This window comes from Parageobacillus sp. VR-IP, assembly GCF_013357975.1.
Lineage (GTDB): Bacteria > Bacillota > Bacilli > Bacillales > Anoxybacillaceae > Saccharococcus > Saccharococcus caldoxylosilyticus.
Genome location: NZ_JABVYQ010000004.1, coordinates 1 through 19,051, shown reverse-complemented (window position 1 = coordinate 19,051; position 19,051 = coordinate 1). Strand labels below are relative to the sequence as shown.

Annotated in this window: 13 protein-coding genes, 16 tRNA genes, 1 rRNA gene and 1 pseudogene; 5 read left to right on the top strand and 26 right to left on the bottom strand. The window is 43.6% G+C overall.

All coding sequences use genetic code 11. The annotated features are described in order from the left end of the window. Positions 1 to 9: 9 nt before the first annotated feature. From HT574_RS10725 to HT574_RS10715, 3 genes are all read left to right on the top strand, one after another. The gene (locus HT574_RS10725; protein ID WP_175244602.1) at positions 10 to 945 is read left to right on the top strand and encodes a 1,4-dihydroxy-2-naphthoate polyprenyltransferase; all 936 of its coding nucleotides are present in this window, start codon (positions 10 to 12) and stop codon (positions 943 to 945) included. Between the two features lie 85 nt (positions 946 to 1,030). Next, positions 1,031 to 1,795 (top strand): yteA family sporulation protein, encoded by a 765-nt coding sequence (locus HT574_RS10720; RefSeq protein WP_017434866.1) that lies wholly within the window; start codon positions 1,031 to 1,033, stop codon positions 1,793 to 1,795. Between the two features lie 82 nt (positions 1,796 to 1,877). Further along, positions 1,878 to 2,672 carry a TIGR00266 family protein gene (locus HT574_RS10715; protein WP_017434865.1) on the top strand — a complete coding sequence of 265 codons (795 nt, stop codon included), beginning with the start codon at positions 1,878 to 1,880 and terminating at the stop codon, positions 2,670 to 2,672. Between the two features lie 26 nt (positions 2,673 to 2,698). On the opposite strand, the gene HT574_RS10710 is transcribed toward HT574_RS10715, so the two are convergent. The 5 genes from HT574_RS10710 to glgB are packed head-to-tail and all read right to left on the bottom strand — an operon-like array spanning position 2,699 to position 10,602. Continuing rightward, positions 2,699 to 5,098: a glycogen/starch/alpha-glucan phosphorylase gene (locus tag HT574_RS10710; protein ID WP_175244601.1), complete on the bottom strand. Its 2,400-nt coding sequence runs from the start codon at positions 5,096 to 5,098 to the stop codon at positions 2,699 to 2,701. A 4-nt stretch (positions 5,099 to 5,102) separates the two neighbouring features. Beyond that, a complete protein-coding gene (gene glgA / locus HT574_RS10705) occupies positions 5,103 to 6,539 on the bottom strand; it encodes a glycogen synthase GlgA (protein WP_175244600.1) in 1,437 nt (478 codons plus the stop codon). Then, the gene (glgD, locus tag HT574_RS10700) at positions 6,536 to 7,567 is read right to left on the bottom strand and encodes a glucose-1-phosphate adenylyltransferase subunit GlgD (protein ID WP_175244599.1); all 1,032 of its coding nucleotides are present in this window, start codon (positions 7,565 to 7,567) and stop codon (positions 6,536 to 6,538) included. The genes glgA and glgD overlap by 4 nt, the downstream gene beginning before the upstream one ends. Positions 7,568 to 7,586: 19 nt before the next feature. Then, on the bottom strand, positions 7,587 to 8,720 hold the full coding sequence (locus tag HT574_RS10695) for a glucose-1-phosphate adenylyltransferase (protein WP_175244598.1): 1,134 nt from the start codon (positions 8,718 to 8,720) through the stop codon (positions 7,587 to 7,589). Next, positions 8,671 to 10,602, bottom strand: a complete 1,932-nt coding sequence (gene glgB / locus HT574_RS10690) for a 1,4-alpha-glucan branching enzyme (protein WP_175244597.1) — start codon at positions 10,600 to 10,602, stop codon at positions 8,671 to 8,673. Before glgB ends, HT574_RS10695 begins: the two co-directional genes overlap by 50 nt. A gap of 207 nt (positions 10,603 to 10,809) precedes the next feature. Between glgB and HT574_RS10685 the strand changes: the two genes are divergently transcribed. Beyond that, positions 10,810 to 11,760, top strand: coding sequence for a cation diffusion facilitator family transporter (locus HT574_RS10685; RefSeq protein ID WP_175244596.1), 951 nt, complete (start codon positions 10,810 to 10,812; stop codon positions 11,758 to 11,760). Between the two features lie 71 nt (positions 11,761 to 11,831). On the opposite strand, the gene HT574_RS10680 is transcribed toward HT574_RS10685, so the two are convergent. Next, positions 11,832 to 13,136: a homocysteine synthase gene (locus tag HT574_RS10680; protein ID WP_175244595.1), complete on the bottom strand. Its 1,305-nt coding sequence runs from the start codon at positions 13,134 to 13,136 to the stop codon at positions 11,832 to 11,834. 670 nt (positions 13,137 to 13,806) lie between these two features. Here HT574_RS10680 and HT574_RS10675 point away from each other — a divergent pair. Beyond that, positions 13,807 to 15,294, top strand: a complete 1,488-nt coding sequence (locus HT574_RS10675) for a flavin monoamine oxidase family protein (RefSeq protein ID WP_175244594.1) — start codon at positions 13,807 to 13,809, stop codon at positions 15,292 to 15,294. A gap of 68 nt (positions 15,295 to 15,362) precedes the next feature. Here HT574_RS10675 and HT574_RS10670 read toward each other — a convergent pair. The 20 genes and pseudogenes from HT574_RS10670 to HT574_RS10580 form a co-directional block, all read right to left on the bottom strand. After that, positions 15,363 to 16,074: pseudogene (locus HT574_RS10670) on the bottom strand (SAM-dependent methyltransferase). Between the two features lie 198 nt (positions 16,075 to 16,272). Further along, a complete protein-coding gene (locus HT574_RS10665; RefSeq protein ID WP_175244593.1) occupies positions 16,273 to 16,551 on the bottom strand; it encodes a hypothetical protein in 279 nt (92 codons plus the stop codon). Between the two features lie 408 nt (positions 16,552 to 16,959). Continuing rightward, positions 16,960 to 17,046 (bottom strand) — tRNA-Leu (locus HT574_RS10660). Positions 17,047 to 17,103: 57 nt separating this feature from the next. Further along, a tRNA-Leu gene (locus HT574_RS10655) sits at positions 17,104 to 17,189 on the bottom strand. Positions 17,190 to 17,199: 10 nt separating this feature from the next. Continuing rightward, positions 17,200 to 17,273 (bottom strand) — tRNA-Cys (locus HT574_RS10650). A gap of 6 nt (positions 17,274 to 17,279) precedes the next feature. Then, positions 17,280 to 17,351, bottom strand: a tRNA-Gly gene (locus HT574_RS10645). 4 nt (positions 17,352 to 17,355) lie between these two features. Further along, positions 17,356 to 17,430: transfer RNA gene (locus HT574_RS10640), tRNA-Gln, on the bottom strand. 15 nt (positions 17,431 to 17,445) lie between these two features. Next, positions 17,446 to 17,518: transfer RNA gene (locus HT574_RS10635), tRNA-His, on the bottom strand. A 20-nt stretch (positions 17,519 to 17,538) separates the two neighbouring features. Continuing rightward, positions 17,539 to 17,612 (bottom strand) — tRNA-Trp (locus HT574_RS10630). A 10-nt stretch (positions 17,613 to 17,622) separates the two neighbouring features. Then, positions 17,623 to 17,704: transfer RNA gene (locus HT574_RS10625), tRNA-Tyr, on the bottom strand. An 8-nt stretch (positions 17,705 to 17,712) separates the two neighbouring features. Beyond that, positions 17,713 to 17,788 (bottom strand) — tRNA-Thr (locus HT574_RS10620). 47 nt (positions 17,789 to 17,835) lie between these two features. Continuing rightward, positions 17,836 to 17,911, bottom strand: a tRNA-Phe gene (locus HT574_RS10615). A gap of 14 nt (positions 17,912 to 17,925) precedes the next feature. Next, a tRNA-Asp gene (locus tag HT574_RS10610) sits at positions 17,926 to 18,001 on the bottom strand. Positions 18,002 to 18,009: 8 nt separating this feature from the next. After that, a tRNA-Met gene (locus tag HT574_RS10605) sits at positions 18,010 to 18,083 on the bottom strand. Between the two features lie 8 nt (positions 18,084 to 18,091). Continuing rightward, a tRNA-Val gene (locus tag HT574_RS10600) sits at positions 18,092 to 18,167 on the bottom strand. 13 nt (positions 18,168 to 18,180) lie between these two features. Then, positions 18,181 to 18,252 (bottom strand) — tRNA-Glu (locus HT574_RS10595). Positions 18,253 to 18,268: 16 nt separating this feature from the next. Continuing rightward, positions 18,269 to 18,359: transfer RNA gene (locus HT574_RS10590), tRNA-Ser, on the bottom strand. A gap of 4 nt (positions 18,360 to 18,363) precedes the next feature. Then, positions 18,364 to 18,438, bottom strand: a tRNA-Asn gene (locus HT574_RS10585). A 200-nt stretch (positions 18,439 to 18,638) separates the two neighbouring features. After that, a complete protein-coding gene (locus tag HT574_RS20230; RefSeq protein ID WP_256410670.1) occupies positions 18,639 to 18,761 on the bottom strand; it encodes a hypothetical protein in 123 nt (40 codons plus the stop codon). A 59-nt stretch (positions 18,762 to 18,820) separates the two neighbouring features. Then, positions 18,821 to 19,051 (bottom strand): 23S ribosomal RNA (locus HT574_RS10580); the annotation flags it as partial.

Sequence of the window (19,051 nt, the reverse complement as noted above, 5' to 3'; positions counted from 1 at the left end):
GGTATGATTATGCAACCATCATTACAAACAGATCGCTATTCATCGATCCACCGCCGCCGCGATTGGCGAGTTTGGTGGAGGCTTACCCGTCCACATACATTGACTGCTGCATTTGTGCCTGTTTGTATCGGCACTGTATTAGCACTTCATGAAACAGCCATTCACATCTCTTTATTTATCGCCATGCTCGTCGCTTCTTTGTTGATTCAGGCAGCAACCAATATGTTCAATGAATATTATGACTACAAGCGCGGGCTCGACTCCCCGGAATCGGTAGGAATTGGCGGGGCGATTGTCCGTGAAGGAATACATCCAAAAACCGTTTTATATTTAGCCGTTGCTTTGTTTGCTGTTGCGACGCTGATCGGTGCCTATATTTGCATGAATAGCAGCTGGTGGCTTGCATTGATCGGTTCCATCTGCATGGCAGCGGGATATTTCTATACAGGCGGCCCGGTGCCGATTGCCTATACCCCGTTTGGCGAACTTGCAGCCGGATTTTTTATGGGACTGGTAATTATTTTAATTTCCTTTTTCATTCAAACGGGCGAAGTAACAAAAACAGCAATTCTCATCGCAATTCCGATTGCCATTTTAGTTGGGGCGATTTTACTAGCCAATAATATCCGTGACCTTGATCGAGACAAAGAGAAAGGGAGAAAAACGCTGGCGATTTTAGTCGGCCGGAACAATGCGGTCCGCATTCTTGCCGGTATGTTTGCCGTTTCGTTTATTTGGCTGACGGTGCTGGCTTTCTCTCATATCGTTTCTTTCTGGACGATGCTTGTCTTTTTCAGCGTCCCGAAAGCGGTAGCAGCAGCGAAAGGGTTTATCGGCAAGACGAAACCAATTGAAATGATGCCAGCGATGAAAGCAACGGCACAAACAAATACACAATTCGGGTTTTTATTAGCTGTCGGCCTGCTGATCAGCCATTGGCTATAACACGGTTGGAAATAAGCCGTGTTTTTTTTTATTTTTGGTTCATACTACAAGGTAAACGGTTTATTTTAGGAAGGAGTTAATCATGATGTTAACGAATGAACAACTAGCCGCCTTCCGCAAACAACTTCTTCAGGCAAAACAGGAAATTCAAGAACGACTGCAAAACAACGATCACTTTGGCAAGCTGCGGAGCCATGCGCATGATGCGGTCGGCGAACTTGCAAGCTATGACAACCACCCTGCAGACGATGCAACCGAGCTGTATGAACGGGAAAAAGATATCGCACTGAATGAACATACGGAACGGGAATTAAAAGAGATTGAACATGCACTTGAGGCGATGGACAACGGCACATACGGCATCTGTGAAGTTTGCGGCAGACCGATTCCCTATGAGCGGCTGCAAGCTCTCCCAACGACTACCTTTTGTAAAGAGCACAGCCCTGACCATACCGTTTCGCAAAAGCGGCCGCTGGAAGAAGGTGTGTTGATGCCCCCGTTTGGAAAGTTTGATTTGGATGACCGCGATGAATCGGTGGCATATGACGCAGAAGATGCCTGGCAGGAAGTCGCGCGCTACGGCTCCTCCGATACCCCTTCCGATTTAGGAAAAAATGTTGATTATTATGGTGAAGTGTATGCCGAATCAGAGGAAAATGTCGGATATGTCGAAGATTTGGAAAATTTCGCGGCAGTCGATTTACACGGAAAAAATGTGAAAGTATATCCAACAAGGGAACACGAACTGTTAGAAAACATTTTGGATGATGAAGGAATTATGTCGAATATCGGTGATTTGCCCGCCTATGAAAAAGACCCATATACGGAAAAAGAAGACCATCGACGTTGATGGTCTTTTTTTGAAACAAAAAGAGGTTCCCGTCCGTATAAAGAATATATAGCATAGAAATGATGAGATGGAGGAGAAAAATATGAACGCACATGAAATTGACTACAAATTATATGGTGATGACATGCAATTTGTAGAAATTGAACTAGATCCGCAGGAAAGCGTCATCGCTGAAGCAGGCGGAATGATGATGATGGAAGACGGGATCACGATGGAAACCGTATTTGGAGACGGATCTCAGTCCGAAAAAGGATTTTTGAACAAATTGGTTGGTGCAGGGAAACGATTATTGACAGGAGAAAGTTTATTTATGACGGTGTTTACGAACAACGGCACCGGAAAACGCCGCATTTCGTTTGCCGCCCCATACCCTGGAAAAATTATTCCAATGGACTTGAGCGAGCTTGGTGGCAAAGTGATTTGTCAAAAAGATGCCTTTCTTTGTGCAGCCAAAGGCGTTTCGGTCGGCATCGATTTTCAGCGCAAACTTGGCACCGGCTTTTTCGGTGGCGAAGGATTTATTATGCAAAAACTCGAAGGGGACGGACTTGCCTTTTTACATGCAGGCGGAACCATTTATAAGCGCGAGCTGCAGCCCGGCGAAAAGTTGCGCATTGACACCGGCTGCCTTGTAGCGATGACAAAAGAAGTTGATTACGATATCGAATATGTCGGCAAAATTAAAACCGCCTTTTTTGGCGGCGAAGGCTTGTTTTTCGCAACATTAACCGGACCGGGAACCGTCTGGGTGCAGTCGCTTCCGTTCAGCCGGCTTGCTGACCGAATTATCGCCGCCGCGCCAAGCACGGGCAGCCGTTCTGTTGGAGAAGGCAGCATCCTCGGAAGCATCGGCGACTGGTTGGATGGTGATGATTAAGAGAGAGGACAAAACCTCTCTCTTTTTTATTTAACTGGATGAATGTCCCATATTTCATTCGCATACTCCTGAACTGTCCGGTCGCTTGCAAAATAACCAGAATGGGCGATATTGGTCACGCTCATTTTCAGCCACCGTTCTCGCTCTTGATACACTTGTTCTACTTTTTCCTGCGCCTCGACATAAGCGGCGAAATCGCGCAAAACAAAATATTCATCGTTCTGTGCTAAAAGCGAATCGTAAATCGGCTCGAAATGGTCGTGGGCATCTGGGAAAAACCCGTTGATAAGCTGATCGACAACTTGTTTAATCCGCTTGTCATGATGGTAATATTCATGGGAGCGATAACCCCCGTTTTCATAGTAGCTTAGCACTTCATCCGCCGTAAGCCCAAACAGAAACATGTTTTCTTCTCCAACCGCTTCCAAAATCTCGACATTGGCGCCGTCTAGCGTGCCAAGCGTAATCGCTCCATTCATCATAAACTTCATATTGCCAGTGCCGGACGCTTCTTTGCTGGCCGTGGAAATTTGCTCGCTTACATCCGCGGCAGGAAAAATTTCTTCCGCTAGCGAAACACGATAGTTTTCCAAAAAAATAACTTTCAGCTGTTCGTTTGTCTGTTTGTCCTTATTGACTTTTTCGGCGATAGAATGGATCAGCTTAATAATGCGCTTCGCATAATAATATCCCGGCGAAGCTTTGGCGCCGAAAATAAAAGTGCGTGGATAAATGGAAAAGCTTGCATCTTCTTTCAGCCGATTATACAAATACATAATGTGAAGAACATTTAACAACTGCCGCTTATAAGCATGAAGACGCTTCACTTGCACATCAAAAATCGATGATTCATTCACGACGATCCCCGTCTTTTCATAAATGAGCTTGGCTAATTTTGCTTTACGCTGCTGTTTGACTTTCGCGAGCGCCTGCTGAAACACAGAATCGGAAGCGTACGGTTTTAACTCGATCAACGCCTGCGGCTCTTTTATCCATCGTCCGCCAATGGTATCGGTAATTAATGCAGAAAGCTCGGGATTAGCCTTTAACAGCCAGCGGCGATGGGTCACTCCGTTTGTCTTGTTATTAAATTTTTGCGGTTCGAATTCGTAAAACAGCCTCATTTCCCGTTTTTTTAAAATCTCGGTGTGCAGTTTGGCAACGCCGTTGACGCTATGGCTGCCGACAATCGCCAAATGCGCCATTTTAACAAGTCCGTGGGCGATGATCGCCATTTCTTCAATTCGTTTCCAATTACCAGGATAATAATTCCAAAGGTCGCGGCAAAACCGTTCGTTAATCTCCTCGATAATCATGTAAATGCGCGGCAACAGCGGCTGAAAAATGTGAATCGGCCATTTCTCCAGCGCCTCGGATAGCGTCGTATGGTTTGTATACGAAATCGTGTTTGTTGTAATATGCCAAGCGTCTTCCCAGCTCATTCCTTCCTCATCTAATAAAATCCTCATCAACTCCGGAATCGCTAAGGCCGGATGCGTATCGTTGACATGAATGGCGACATATTTATGTAGTTCATACAAATGCCCGTGCTGGCGGCGATGGGCGCGAACGATGCTTCCAATGCTAGCGGCGACGAGAAAATATTGTTGTTTTAGCCGCAAAATCTTCCCTTCTTCATGGGTATCATCGGGATACAAAAACTCAGAAATCGCCTCCGTTTCCCGTTTATATTGCATCACATCTTTATGGACCGGAAATGTTTTCGCCGGCTCCGCGCTCCAAAGCCGCAATGTATTGACCGTTTTTGTATGGTAGCCGATGATTGGCATGTCATAAGGAACAGCCATAACCTTTTCGCAGTCGACATGGCGGAACGTCAGCCTGCCGTTTTGCTGCGATATTTCCACTTTCCCCCAAAAGTTCACTTCTACTGCTAATTCTTCTTTGCGGATCTCCCATACATTTCCATGGCGCAGCCATTGTTCCGGAAGTTCCACTTGATATCCGTCGACAATTTTTTGATCAAACAATCCATGCTTATACCGAATCCCGCAGCCATGTCCAGGCAAATCGAGCGAAGCAAGCGAATCTAAAAAACAGGCGGCAAGGCGGCCGAGACCGCCATTGCCTAACCCCGCGTCCGCCTCGCATTCCTCGATATCCTCAAGGCAAATACCTAAATCGCGCAATCCTTCTTCGACGACATCGCGAATGCCGAGATTCAACAAGTTGCTGCCGAGAAGACGCCCTAATAAAAATTCAATCGACAAATAATAGACTTGTTTCTGCTTGCGCGCCCGATTTTGCTCGTTCGTCTGAATCCAGTTTTTGCTGATATATTCACGGACCATGTTCCCTAGCGTGTTGTATTGATCGCGCGGTGTCGACTCTTCAAACCGTTTGCCGCACAACGTCTCCAGCCGTTTTAAAAACGCTTTTTTAAACTCGTCTTTATTCGAGAACATGGCGCTACCCCCTGTTTACTAAATCCATATATACTTCGTTGTACTTAGCCGCCGATTGAGCCCAGCTATAATCGCGGCTCATCGCCTCCTTCATCAGCTTTTCCCATATCGTCTTATCGTTATAAAACGAAAGCGCGCGGCGAATCGTATATAACATATCATGGGCGTTAAAGTTCGTAAAACTAAATCCGTTTCCTTCTCCCGTAAATTCATTATACGATTGCACCGTATCGTTTAGTCCTCCTGTTTCCCGCACGATCGGGATCGTTCCATAGCGGAGCGCAATCATCTGGCTGAGACCGCACGGTTCGAACAGGGAAGGCATTAAAAACAGATCCGCCCCCGCGTAAATTTGATGAGCCAATGGTTCGTTGAACCCAATATATGCTTTTACTTTATCGGAATATGCGGCTGCCATCTGGGAAAAAAACTGTTCAAAATGCCAATCCCCTGTCCCAAGCAAAATAAATTGAACGTTCTCGGCCATTATTTCATGAAAAACACATTTGACTAAATCAAGTCCTTTTTGCGTTGTCAATCTAGTGACCATGGCAATGATCGGGACGTCTTCCCGCACAGGCAAGCCAAAATATTGTTGAAGCGCATGTTTGTTGAATCGTTTTCTCGAAAGTGTCCGTGCGTCATATTTCATTGCAATAAAAGGGTCGGTTTGCGGGTTATATATGTCCTCATCAATACCGTTTAAAATCCCGATGAAATCACGCTGCCTCGCCCGCAGCAGCCCATCAAGCCGCTCCCCATAATATTCGGTCTGAATTTCTTCTTTATATGTAGGACTGACCGTTGTAATGACATCAGCAGAAACAAGCGCTCCTTTCATAAAGCTGACATTCCCGTAAAATTCCAAGTGTTCTATTGTAAAATAACGGTCGCTTAAATTTAATAGATCTCCTAAAATTTCGCGTGGGAAAATGCCTTGAAACTGCAAATTATGAATCGTAAACACCGTCCGGATCGGCGCATAAAAAGAATCCTGCCGATATTCTTCCCGCAATAAAAACGGAATCATGCCTGTATGCCAGTCATGGCAATGAATAATGTCGGGACGGAACGGAATGACAGGGAGAGCGTCTAAAACCGCGCGGCAAAAATAAGAAAACCGTTCCCCATCGTCATAATGACCGTATAACTGATGGCGCTTAAAGTAGTATTCATTATCGATAAAATAGTAAACAACCCCTTGATGCTCCAGCATTTCGATTCCGCAATACTGCCGGCGCCACCCGACTCTGACGACAATCTCGGCAATTTTTTTCATCGCTTTTTTAAATTCCAGCGGAATTGTTTCATATTTAGGCATGATGACGCCGACATCCGTCCCTAATTTCCGCAATTGTTTCGGCAGCGCTCCCGCTACATCCGCCAGACCTCCCGATTTGGCAAATGGGACGCATTCTGATACAACAAATAGCACCTTCACTGATTCATCAACTCTCCTTGTACGGTTCCTTTGCGAATCACAAACGGATGCCGCTCTGTTCCTCGTAAAGAAACTCCGTTTTCAATTTTTGCATCTTTATCCACAATGACCGAATCAAGATAGCACTGTTCGCCAATTTGACTTTTTTGCATAATGATGCTGTTTTTGATCACTGCTCCCTTTCCAATTTTAACAGAACGGAAAATAATGCTGTTTTCTATATGTCCTTCAACAATGCAGCCGTTGGCAATCATCGAATTTTTTACAACCGCTTTTTCCGTATATTTCGTCGGCGGCTCATCCTTTACTTTTGTGTAAATCGGGCGCGACTTTATAAATAATTGCTGCCAAATATCTCTATTTAGCAATTCCATGCTATGCCGAAAATAACTTTCGATCGAATCAATGACAGCTGCATATCCATCATATTCATAGTCACAAATTTTCAAGGAATGACGATGATCTCGGACAACATCAACAATACTGTAATAGCCGGTTTGTCGGTGATTAGCGATTAAATCGAGCAACAATGACGTTTCTAGCACAAACATTTCAAGCGAACGCCCTTGATGGCGAACTTCGGTAATATCGCATTCGTTCGCAATATGGCGCTCTAACACCGCTTCATAATCGATATTGCAAATCGTATAGCTATTACAAATAACGGCATATTTTTGTTTGCTGCGCAAAAAATAGTCAATATGTTGTTCAAAATGCGCAAATGCGCCAACGTGAGGTTTTGGAATCGATAAATCAGGAGATGGGAAGAAAAATAATCCGTCACGTTTGCGGTTTAAATCCCAGTTTTTCCCCGAACCTAGATGATCCATTAACGAACGGTATTGATATTTTGGAAAAATAGCCACACTCTCGATCCCGGAGTTCACCATGCTCGACAATACAAAATCTATCAATCGGTACCTCCCCGCAAACGGCACTGCCGCAACAGAACGATGCAACGTTAACGGCTGAAGCGGTTCGATATACGTCGTTGCATCAATAACTCCTAGCATCCATTTATTACTCATTGCTGCTCATCCTTTCCAACTATCTTCTCTGCTCCTGCAGCCATTCTTTTGTGACAAGAAGAACATCATCAGAGCGAATAACCGCATATGGCGGAATTTCGATATTCGGCGGCACGATCGCCCGTTCGATATATACCCCTTCGCCAATCACTGCATCCGGCATAATGACGCAATCTTTCACCACCGCTCCCTTGCAAATATGAACACCTTGAAACAATACGGAGTGCTCGACATTCCCTTCTACCACACATCCCTCATTCACAAGCGAATGAATGACGATAGCTTCATCGGAAATGTATTGTGGCGGCCGATTCGGATTGACAGAATAAATCCGCCATGAGCGATCAAATAAATTTAATTGATTTTCCTCGTCCAACAAATCCATATTCGCTTCCCATAAGCTTTTCACTGTGCCGACATCTTTCCAGTAGCCTTTAAACGGATAAGCAACGAGCCGCTTTTTCTCGCGGAGCAGCAACGGAATCACATCTTTGCCGAAATCATGGCTCGAATGCGGGTCGGCGTTGTCAATTTGCAAATATTCCTTTAAAATCAGCCAATTAAAAATATAAATTCCCATCGAAGCGAGGTTGTTTTTTGGATTCGCTGGCTTTTCCTCAAATTCGATAATTTCCATTTGTTCGTTTGTATTCATAATGCCAAACCGGCTTGCCTCCGACCATGGTACTTCGATGACGGAAATGGTTACATCCGCTTGTTTCGCAATATGATAGTCCAGCATTTTGCGATAATTCATTTTATAAATATGGTCGCCTGATAACACTAGCACGTAATCAGGATCATATTGTTCAATATAATTGATATTTTGATAGATCGCATTTGCCGTTCCCTCATACCACTTCACACCGGATGATACCGAGTACGGCGGAAGAACGGTAACACCACCATTTTTCCGATCCAAATCCCAAGCACTGCCGATGCCGATATAAGAGTGGAGAAGAAGCGGCTGATACTGTGTTAACACTCCGACCGTATCAATGCCTGAATTAGTGCAGTTACTCAATGTAAAATCGATAATTCGATATTTCCCGCCAAACGGAACGGCAGGTTTCGCAATGTCTTTTGTCAAAGAACATAAACGGCTACCTTGCCCTCCGGCCAATAACATGGCAACACACTTTTTCTTCCCCATCCTTCTTTCTCTCCCCTCTCTTTTTCACTGGCCGTAAAATGGAAATTCCAAACGGCGGAATCGTCATCTCAATATGGTATGGTTTTCCATGAAACGGTTCTTCCATTGCTGCCATTCGTTTTGTATTGACATTTCCCCATCCCCCGAACTCGACGGCATCGCTGTTGAGAATTTCCCGATATGTTGTAAACAGCGGGACACCAACTTTATAATTGTGATACGTTTTGTTTGTGAAATTGCAAACAATAACAAGCAAATCATTTTCTTTTTTTCCGCGGCGAATGAAAGAAAAAATGCTCTGTTCGGCATTATGCACATCAATCCACTCGAATCCTTCTGGAGAATGATCTAGTTCATAGAGAGGACTATAACGCTTATAGCATTTTAATAATTGCTTCATATAATGATTCATATTGCGGTGCATGTCAAAATCAAAAAGCATCCAATCAAGCTGTTCCAGGTCTTTCCATTCATCGAATTGCGCGAATTCCCCTCCCATAAACAGCAGCTTCTTGCCGGGGTGCGCCAACAAATACCCATACAATAACCGTAGCTGCGCAAACTTTTCCTCATAGGATCCGGGCATTTTATTTAATAGCGACTTCTTGCCGTGTACCACTTCATCGTGAGAAAAAGGCAAAATGAAATTTTCCGAATACGCGTACAAGAGGGAAAACGTTACTTTATGGTGCACATATTTGCGCTGTTCCGGCGGAGTTTCCATATACGTCAAAATGTCGTTCATCCAGCCCATGTTCCATTTATAGTTGAACCCTAATCCACCGTCATACGTTGGCGCCGTCACGCGCGGCCAGTCTGTTGAATCTTCAGCAATCATTAATATGTTCGGATCATAGGTGAACACCGTTTCGTTTAATTTTTGAAAAAACTCGACTGCATACGTATTTTTGTACGGCACGTCACTGTTTGGCCAATATAACATATTGGCGACGGCATCTACGCGAAATCCGTCCACATGGAAATATTCCATCCAAAATAACGCATTGGAAATCAAAAAGCTTCGGACTTCCGGCCTGCCAAGGTCAAAGTTTGCCGTTCCCCATATGTAGTTTTCTCGATCCTGTATGTTGGCATATTCATAGGTAGGAGCGCCGTCAAACATATATAGACCGTGGGCATCTTTGCAAAAATGCCCCGGAACCCAATCAAGAATGACACCGATCCCCGCTTGATGACAGCGGTCAATAAAGTGCATCAAATCGTGCGGTGTCCCGTAGCGGCTCGTCGCGGAGTAATATCCCGTTCCTTGGTATCCCCAAGATCGGTCGAGCGGGTGCTCGACAAGCGGGAGCAACTCAATATGAGTAAACCCGTGTTCCAACACATACGGAATTAACTCATCTGCCATCTCTTGATATGTATAGAAACTGCCGTCCGCTTTCTTTTTCCACGAACCAAAGTGGAGCTCATAAATGAACAAGGGATTTTTATAAATCCGCTTCCGCTTCTTCTTCCGCTGCCAGGCCTGATCTTTCCATCGATATCCTTTCATATTGTAGACAATGGAGGCAGTATGAGGACGCAACTCGGAGTAAAATGCATAAGGGTCGGATTTTAACAAAACATTTCCATCCTTCGTAACAATCTCATATTTATATAAATGCCCTTCTAAATTTTCCGGAATAAAAATCGTCCATACGCCTTGATCGCTGACTTTGATAAGATGAAAATTAGTTCCGTTCCATTCGTTAAAACTGCCGACTAATCGCACTTCGCGTGCATGCGGAGCCCATACGCAAAAACGCGTTCCAACCATTCCATCCTGTTTAATGACATGAGCGCCAAACAGTTCATAGCTTTTATACAAGCTGCCTTCATGAAACAAGTAAATTTCGAAATCAGTAGGGCTGACGACAATCAATTAGTATCGCATCCTTTCCTAAAGATTCTTACAGTATGTTACTTATATTCTATAAACATGGATAAATTCCTTGATAAGGAATTTTATATTTTTTGACAATATTCAACATTTGCTATTTTCCCTTCGACAAAAATTTTTTTGCACCTTTTCCAGGAATTATATTATAATATATATAAATTAATAATTATTATAAAAAAGAGGTGTACTATGTCACCAATTCAATACGATTACCATCATCTTCCGCATGTCAAAACACAAACCCAATCGAAAAAAGCGCTTTGGATTACCCTTGCATTAACATTGTTTTTTACGATTGTGGAAATTGTCGGGGGATTGCTGTCCAATTCTTTAGCGCTGCTTTCCGATTCCGCTCATATGGCATCCGATGTATTGGCGCTCGGGCTTAGCATGGTTGCTCTTTACCTTGCGACACGTCCTCCCAACCGACGCTTTACCTTTGGCTATTTGCGCTTTGAGATTATTACATCGTTTTTAAACGGGCTTACGTTAGCCATTATTGCCATTGGAATTCTTTGGGAAGGAATTCAACGGTTTATTTCTCCTGAACCTATTAACTTTCGCTTAATGTTGATGATTTCTTCCATTGGTTTCGTCGTGAATCTCATATTAACCATCGTCCTGAGCCGAAGCACAAAAGAAGAGGAAAATTTAAATATTAAAAGCGCCTTATGGCATTTTATCGGCGATTTGCTCAGCTCGATCGGCGTAATTATTTCAGCGGTACTGATCTACTTGACCGGCTTCTACTTTTTTGATCCGCTCATCAGCATTATTATCGCCGGCATCATTTTTACCGGCGGGGCGAAAATTATTCGCGAATCTTATCTCATTTTAATGGAAGCCGTTCCCGAACAGTTTGATCTTGACCAAATTCGCAAGGATATTCACCAAATTGAAGGCGTCGAGGATGTGCACGACATGCATTTATGGGCCGTTTCCACCGACCATTATTCGTTAACCGCACACGTATTTATTAACGAGCATATCCAGCCGTTTTGCGTTATCTTAGCCATCAACGAGATTCTAAATGAAAAATACGGCATTAAGCATACCACCATCCAAGTCGAACATGCCATGATTCATGACCACGGCAGCTACGGAAAGGCGTTTCTTCATAAAAAGAACCAAGGACAATGACAAAGACCGCCAATGCCAACGGCAAAGGCGGTCTAATCGTCATTCGATAAGCTCCATATTTATCGCTTACTTCACACGGAAGTTACAGTTTGGCTAGCTTTGATTGCTTGTTTTAGATCATATAGAATATCATCAATTGCCTCTGTGCCAACCGATAAACGAATAAGTCCTGGCGTAACGCCAGCAGCTAATTGCTCTTCACTGCTTAATTGCTGATGCGTAGTGCTAGCAGGATGAATAATTAATGATTTAGAATCGCCAATATTGGCTAAGTGAGAGAATAGCTGAACAGAATTAATTAATTTTTTCCCTGCTTCAACGCCACCTTTAATTTCAAAGGTTACGATGGCACCTTGCCCTTTTGGCAAATACTTTTTCGCCAACTCATAAGAAGGATGGCTTTCTAAACCAGGGTAGCTTACTGATTCAACGGCTGCCTCTTTTTCTAAAAACTTCGCTACCTCTAAAGCATTTTGGCTATGACGTTCTAAACGTAAATGTAAAGTTTCAAGCCCCTGTAAAAATAAGAATGCATTGAATGGTGACAATGCTGCACCAAGATCTCTAAGCAGCTGGACGCGTGCTTTCGTAATATAGGCCGCTTCTCCAGCAGCTTCTGTATAAATAAGGCCATGATAGCTTGGATCTGGCTCGGTGAATTCCGGGAACTTTCCGCTCTTCTTCCAGTCAAACTTTCCACTATCGACAATAATTCCACCGATTGAAGTTCCATGCCCTCCAATAAACTTTGTTGCAGAATGCACAACAATATCGGCGCCAAAGTCAATTGGACGAAGCAAATACGGGCTAGGAATGGTGTTATCAACAATTAGCGGAATAGAGTGATTATGAGCAATTTCCGCAACTGCTTCAATATCTAAGACATCACATTTTGGATTTCCGATCGTTTCAGCAAACAGGGCTTTTGTTTTGCTTGTAATCGCCCGTTCAAAGTTTTTCGGATCGGTGGAATCCACAAATTTAACGGTAATTCCGAATTTAGGCAGCGTATGAGCAAATAAATTATACGTTCCGCCATAAATGCTTGACGAAGAAACAATTTCATCTCCAGCTGAAGCAATATTGATAATGGAATAAAAAACAGCTGCTTGACCAGATGAAAGCGCAAGCGCCCCCACACCGCCTTCAAGAGCAGCAACCCGTTTTTCAAACACATCGTTTGTTGGATTAATAATTCTCGTATAAATATACCCTTCTTCTTTCAAGCTAAACAAATCAGCAGCATGTTGACTGTCATTAAATACAAACGAGCTTGTTTGATAAATCGGTACAGCTCTTGATAAAGTTGTAGGATCTGGCACTTGCCCTGCATGCACCGCTAACGTTTCAGGCTGAAGCTTTCTTTCGTTTGACATAATCATTTTCTCCCTTCTAAATGTAATTTTGATAAATTTTTCAAAAGAGACACCTATCTTCTTGGCATAAGAATAAAGATGAAGATATCTTTAATTAAAGTATGTCAGATTTTATTTTACCTACTAAACTAATAGGTTTAGTTCTATATACAAAAAATTTACTCCTAAAATCTATAAATGTCAATTCATTTTCCTAAACTTTCTAAAAAGCGGTAGTATTGCAAAATTAGAGTAAAAGCATAAGGATGCAGGACCACACATTCATGAAATCCATACCATCACGGCGGTTCCAGCTCGCTGCTCATAGAATACTGATTATATGAAATTGAGAATCTAACCATTCTCATAATCACTTCATCACCACTTTTCGAATCATTTGCCGCTCAAAAACACCTGTGCTACTTGCTCACCCAGTTCTTTTTTTTTTTTGTTTTTTCTCCTGTAAATAACCATTTACCAGCCGTTCCGTGACAGCAACGATGGCCTCTGCTGCCACCCATGTATCTACTCCTTCTTTTACCATTCAAATTGCAGGGTTGTCCCAGAACCAAAGAAGCAGCATACATGCGGCTCCTTTTTTGCATAACTGCACTTTCTAGCTGAATAAGATGACAGTAAGCCATCTTTTTGTCAGCTCATGGTCTGATAAGCATTGTTGAGGAGGGAAAGCATGTCAGATTATGTATTTCCTAAGTTATCATCCGATCAAATGATTTCTATCATCAGAAACGGACTTCCAAAAACCAAAATTCCCAAGAAGATCATCATTGTTGGCGCGGGTATGGCAGGACTAGTCGCGGCCTCCTTGCTTAAGCAAGCTGGACACCAGGTAACAATCCTTGAAGCTTCGGAAAGGGTGGGAGGGCGAGTCTATACGTTGCGATCCGATTTTAGGGATGAGCAGTATCTTGAAGCGGGTGCGATGCGCATTCCTCATATTCATTCTTTGACTTTGGAATATATAAGAAAATTCCGCCTCCCGGTTAATCGGTTTATCAATACGACTCCTAATGACATTATCTATGTTAGAGGAATTAAAACCCGTTTAAAGATATATGAAAGGAACCCAGATATTTTGGGCTTTCCGGTAGCCCCGCATGAAAGGGGAAAAACCGCGACACAATTGCTTCAATCAGCAATAAAGCCCGTAACCGATTTTATTAACCAAAACCCGCGGAGAAATTGGCCTTTGGTCATAAGAGAGTTCGATAAATACTCGATGGACGCTTATTTGAGATATAACCCGTTTGGAGTCAGATTATCTTCGGGTGCTATCGATATGATCAAAGTACTTCTTACACTAGAAGGATTTCCGGAGCTTTCTTTCCTGGAAGCGTTACGTGAACTAATGATCTTGTTTACTCCTAATATTGTCTTCTATGAAATCACGGGCGGGAACGACCAACTTCCTAAAGCATTTGTCCCTCAATTAAAAGAGAATATCATCTTCGGGCAAAAAGTACAGAAAATTGTGCAGCACGACAACCAAATAACGATTCATTCTGTCCATACAAAAATCTTGGAACCATTTCAAATCACCGGTGATCTTGCGATTGTGACCATTCCTTTTTCCGTCTTGCAATTTGTAGAGGTCGAACCACATGACTCTTTTTCTTATAACAAATGGAAGGCGATTCGGGAACTTCACTATGTAGGATCTACGAAGACCGGCATCCAATTTAAAAGCAGGTTTTGGGAAAAAGAAGGCATATATGGCGGGAAGGCCATTTCTGATCTTCCTATTACGTATACTCAATACCCAAGCCATGACCTCGGTACAACAGGATCAGGAGTTGTTTTGGCTAGTTATACATGGGAGGATGACACTATACCTTGGGATAGTTTGAGCGATGAAAATCGTTTGGAATATGCATTAAAAAACTTGGCCACTATTCATGGTAAACAAGTATATCGTGAGTTTGAAACAGGAGTGAGCCACAGTTGGGTTCGATATCCTTATTCTGCCGGAGCTTTCACCATGTTTAAACCAGAACAGGCGACAGAACTATCTCCTTATATTTCCACTCCCGAAGGAAGAGTTCATTTTGCGGGCGAACATACCTCCTCTACCCACGGTTGGATCCAAGGTGCCATCGAATCCGGAATACGTGTTGCATATGAAGTCAATGACTTGCCAAAAACTTTCTTTCAGTCCTAATCCCCCATAAAAAAGCGGGGAATGTAGAAGAGACATTTCCCGCTTACAATTAGTAAGCATCCTTTTGATTATTTTTTCCTCATAATTTTTAGCATAGTATTGGTGTTCTTTTGAAATTCATAAGGAACTTTCATTTCTTCTGCAATCCATCCTAAATGGTGTATATCACGGATTAGTTCATCCAAGTATTTATATCTTTCACAAGCAAAGTTAGTTGTAGGAAAAATCCTTACTTCATCTTTGGTTACACGCATAAGTTCTTTTATAGTCTGTAAATGAAAGTCATAGTCCAGTTTATCTTCATAAAGAAATAGAAAGTTTGCTGAAAGTGTCAAGTCAAACTGCTTATCATCAAACGGTAAGGTCGGTAAAACGGCAGGAATATAACGATTCTTATTCCGTTTCATGTCTGAGATACATTGATTCATTGCTTGTGTTCTTATCTGTTTCAACTCATCAACTGATTGAAAATAATCCCACAAAAAATTTTTTTGAATATCAGCCCTTTCCATGTTAGACATGGTGGTTTCAATATCTTGTAAGCCTTTTTGTTCTAATTGTTCAATAGGAAGATAATAAGCCATATCACAGGCTTAACATCCATTCCAAGTTGATTGGATACTGCCGTAAAGGAACATGCCCCAGCAGCAATCAAGAATCTTACGTCCCGCTAATTCTTTCTTTGACGAGGCCGAACATTCGCATATATTCACCCCAAATTCTACCAATAAAGACAATGCGATTCAAATCCCACTTGTTCACTGCCTCAGATTTACTCATCTCCACTCACCTTTCTTAACTAATCTAAACTAAGCTCTGTAAATACATATACCAAATATACACAATTTAGCACACATCAAATAGCTCTTTAGTTAAATGCGTTATACCGCTCGTTAGCCAATCACGAAACGAGCTTCACCACAGATGATGGAAGTTAATTTGTTCTTCCATGGGAGTTGAGTTCTTTGTATTTTGCTACTAAATATCTAATAATGGCAGTAGTATGTCTTCGACCCACTGTATAAATTTTTTATGTGCCTCATCATAATTCCTCGCTTTGAATATTAAAGCACCAAAATCTTTATCTATTTCATATGTTGTACCGAATAATTCCGTCAGCTTATTATTGTCAAATTCATTAAAAAGCACCTCCCAGTTTCCTTCATCATCATTCCAGAAACCCGTAGCAGAAGTATAAAAGCCTGTCTGTTCTTGATAATAATCTAAATGCCAATGTCCATAACTCTCTTCAATCATAAAAATCCCACCTTATTTTTATAACGTTTATTCAACCTTCCCCGTTAATCGAACAAAGATAACTATGCCTTATTTCAAGCATCGTTACCGTTAGTCGAGAGTTAACCTCTTTTTATTCTCTTATTTTAGGTTCTTTATATGAAATTACGTCAATTATATGATTTCATCGTACATTCCTGCAAAATTTTTATAACTCTGCCTTTGCATAACCCGTACTTTTGCTAATTTAATACCTCACCTTTAAGATTATTTCAACTAGACATGATCCTAAAAGGTGCTTAACAATACGATGGAAATGTCATCTTTTTTGTTCACACGATTAGCCTTTTGCTTTAGTTCGTTAAAAAACAAAAAAGCCAATGCTCTGAGTCGCTCAAAGCATTGGCTTTACAAGCTTTTGGTTATGTATGGTGCCGATGGTGGGAGTCGAACCCACACTCCCTCACGGGAACACGATTTTGAGTCGTGCGCGTCTGCCAATTCCGCCACATCGGCGTAAAACACATATCTGATTATACAATAGCAACAATAGAAAGTCAACAACTTCTTTCATGCCGAGGGCCGGACTCGAACCGGCACGGTAGTTACCTACCCCAGGATTTTAAGTCCTGTGCGTCTGCCAATTCCGCCACCCCGGCGCCACATCAGTGGAGGCGGCACCCGGATTCGAACCGGGGATAAAGGTTTTGCAGACCTCTGCCTTACCACTTGGCTATGCCGCCACAGAAAGCGGAAGACGGGACTCGAACCCGCGACCCCCACCTTGGCAAGGTGGTGTTCTACCACTGAACTACTTCCGCATTATGGCTGGGGTAGCTGGATTCGAACCAACGCATCACGGAGTCAAAGTCCGTTGCCTTACCGCTTGGCTATACCCCAACAATAGAAGGAAAGGGCGACTAGTGGGAATCGAACCCACGCATGCCAGAGCCACAATCTGGTGCGTTAACCACTTCGCCATAGTCGCCACAAGCTGTTATTCTTTTATGGCAGGGGCAGTAGGAATCGAACCCACACCGGAGGTTTTGGAGACCTCTGTTCTACCATTAAACTATGCCCCTGCGTGAAAAATGGAGGGGGACGGATTCGAACCGCCGAACCCAAAGGGAGCGGATTTACAGTCCGCCGCGTTTAGCCACTTCGCTACCCCTCCGTAATTGATGGTGCCGACTGCAGGACTTGAACCCGCAACCTACTGATTACGATTCAGTTGCTCTACCAATTGAGCTAAGTCGGCATATGAGGATTAATATACACTCTTGACATATTGAAGTAAAAAGTATATGGTGGCTCGGGACGGAATCGAACCGCCGACACAAGGATTTTCAGTCCTTTGCTCTACCGACTGAGCTACCGAGCCGATATATTTATGAGTGGCGGTCCCGACGGGACTCGAACCCGCGATCTCCTGCGTGACAGGCAGGCATGTTAACCACTACACTACGGGACCTATTCGGATTGCGGGGGCAGGATTTGAACCTGCGACCTTCGGGTTATGAGCCCGACGAGCTACCGGACTGCTCCACCCCGCGACGATATGTGGTGGAGGATGACGGGATCGAACCGCCGACCCCTTGCTTGTAAGGCAAGTGCTCTCCCAGCTGAGCTAATCCTCCAGCAAAAAGAAAGTGACCCGTACGGGATTCGAACCCGTGTTACCGCCGTGAAAGGGCGGTGTCTTAACCACTTGACCAACGGGCCATGTGTAATTAAGTAGTGGCGGAGAGCAAGGGATTCGAACCCTTGAGGCGCTATTCACGCCTACACGATTTCCAATCGTGCTCCTTCGACCACTCGGACAGCTCTCCAAGATGGCTCCGCAGGCAGGATTCGAACCTGCGACCAATCGGTTAACAGCCGATTGCTCTACCACTGAGCTACTGCGGAACGAGATAAAGATTAAGCTATACTCAATTTTATTTTATATTGCCTCTTCCTCTTCTAGCAAACCCAAAGATGCTTGATACGTCGAGGCAACTCGCAGCGGATTCATGGAAGCATAAGCTAGTTGCTCCCCACTGAGCTACTGCGGAATAATTTGGACAAGTATTATTATAATGACCAATGCTGCTGTGTCAAGAGTTTTTTTATTTCATTCCTTCAAAACTAGATAACCGTCTGCCAGGAAGAAACCGAGCGCCTCCGCTTTTCGCGCTGTCTAGCTCCGGACGCCATCGGCTCGCGACGCTTCGGTCCCGTTGCGGCGGCAACAGCCTCCTCACGGGCCCTCCAGCGCGTGTCGCCGATAGGCGGGCGTCCTCCGCTTTTCTTGGTTAAGTCCTCGATCGATTAGTATCCGTCAGCTCCACGTGTCGCCACGCTTCCACCTCGGACCTATCGACCTCGTCATCTTCGAGGGATCTTACTCGCTTAACGCGATGGGAAATCTCATCTTGAGGGGGGCTTCACGCTTAGATGCTTTCAGCGCTTATCCCTTCCGCACATAGCTACCCAGCGGTGCCCCTGGCGGGACAACTGGTACACCAGCGGTGCGTCCATC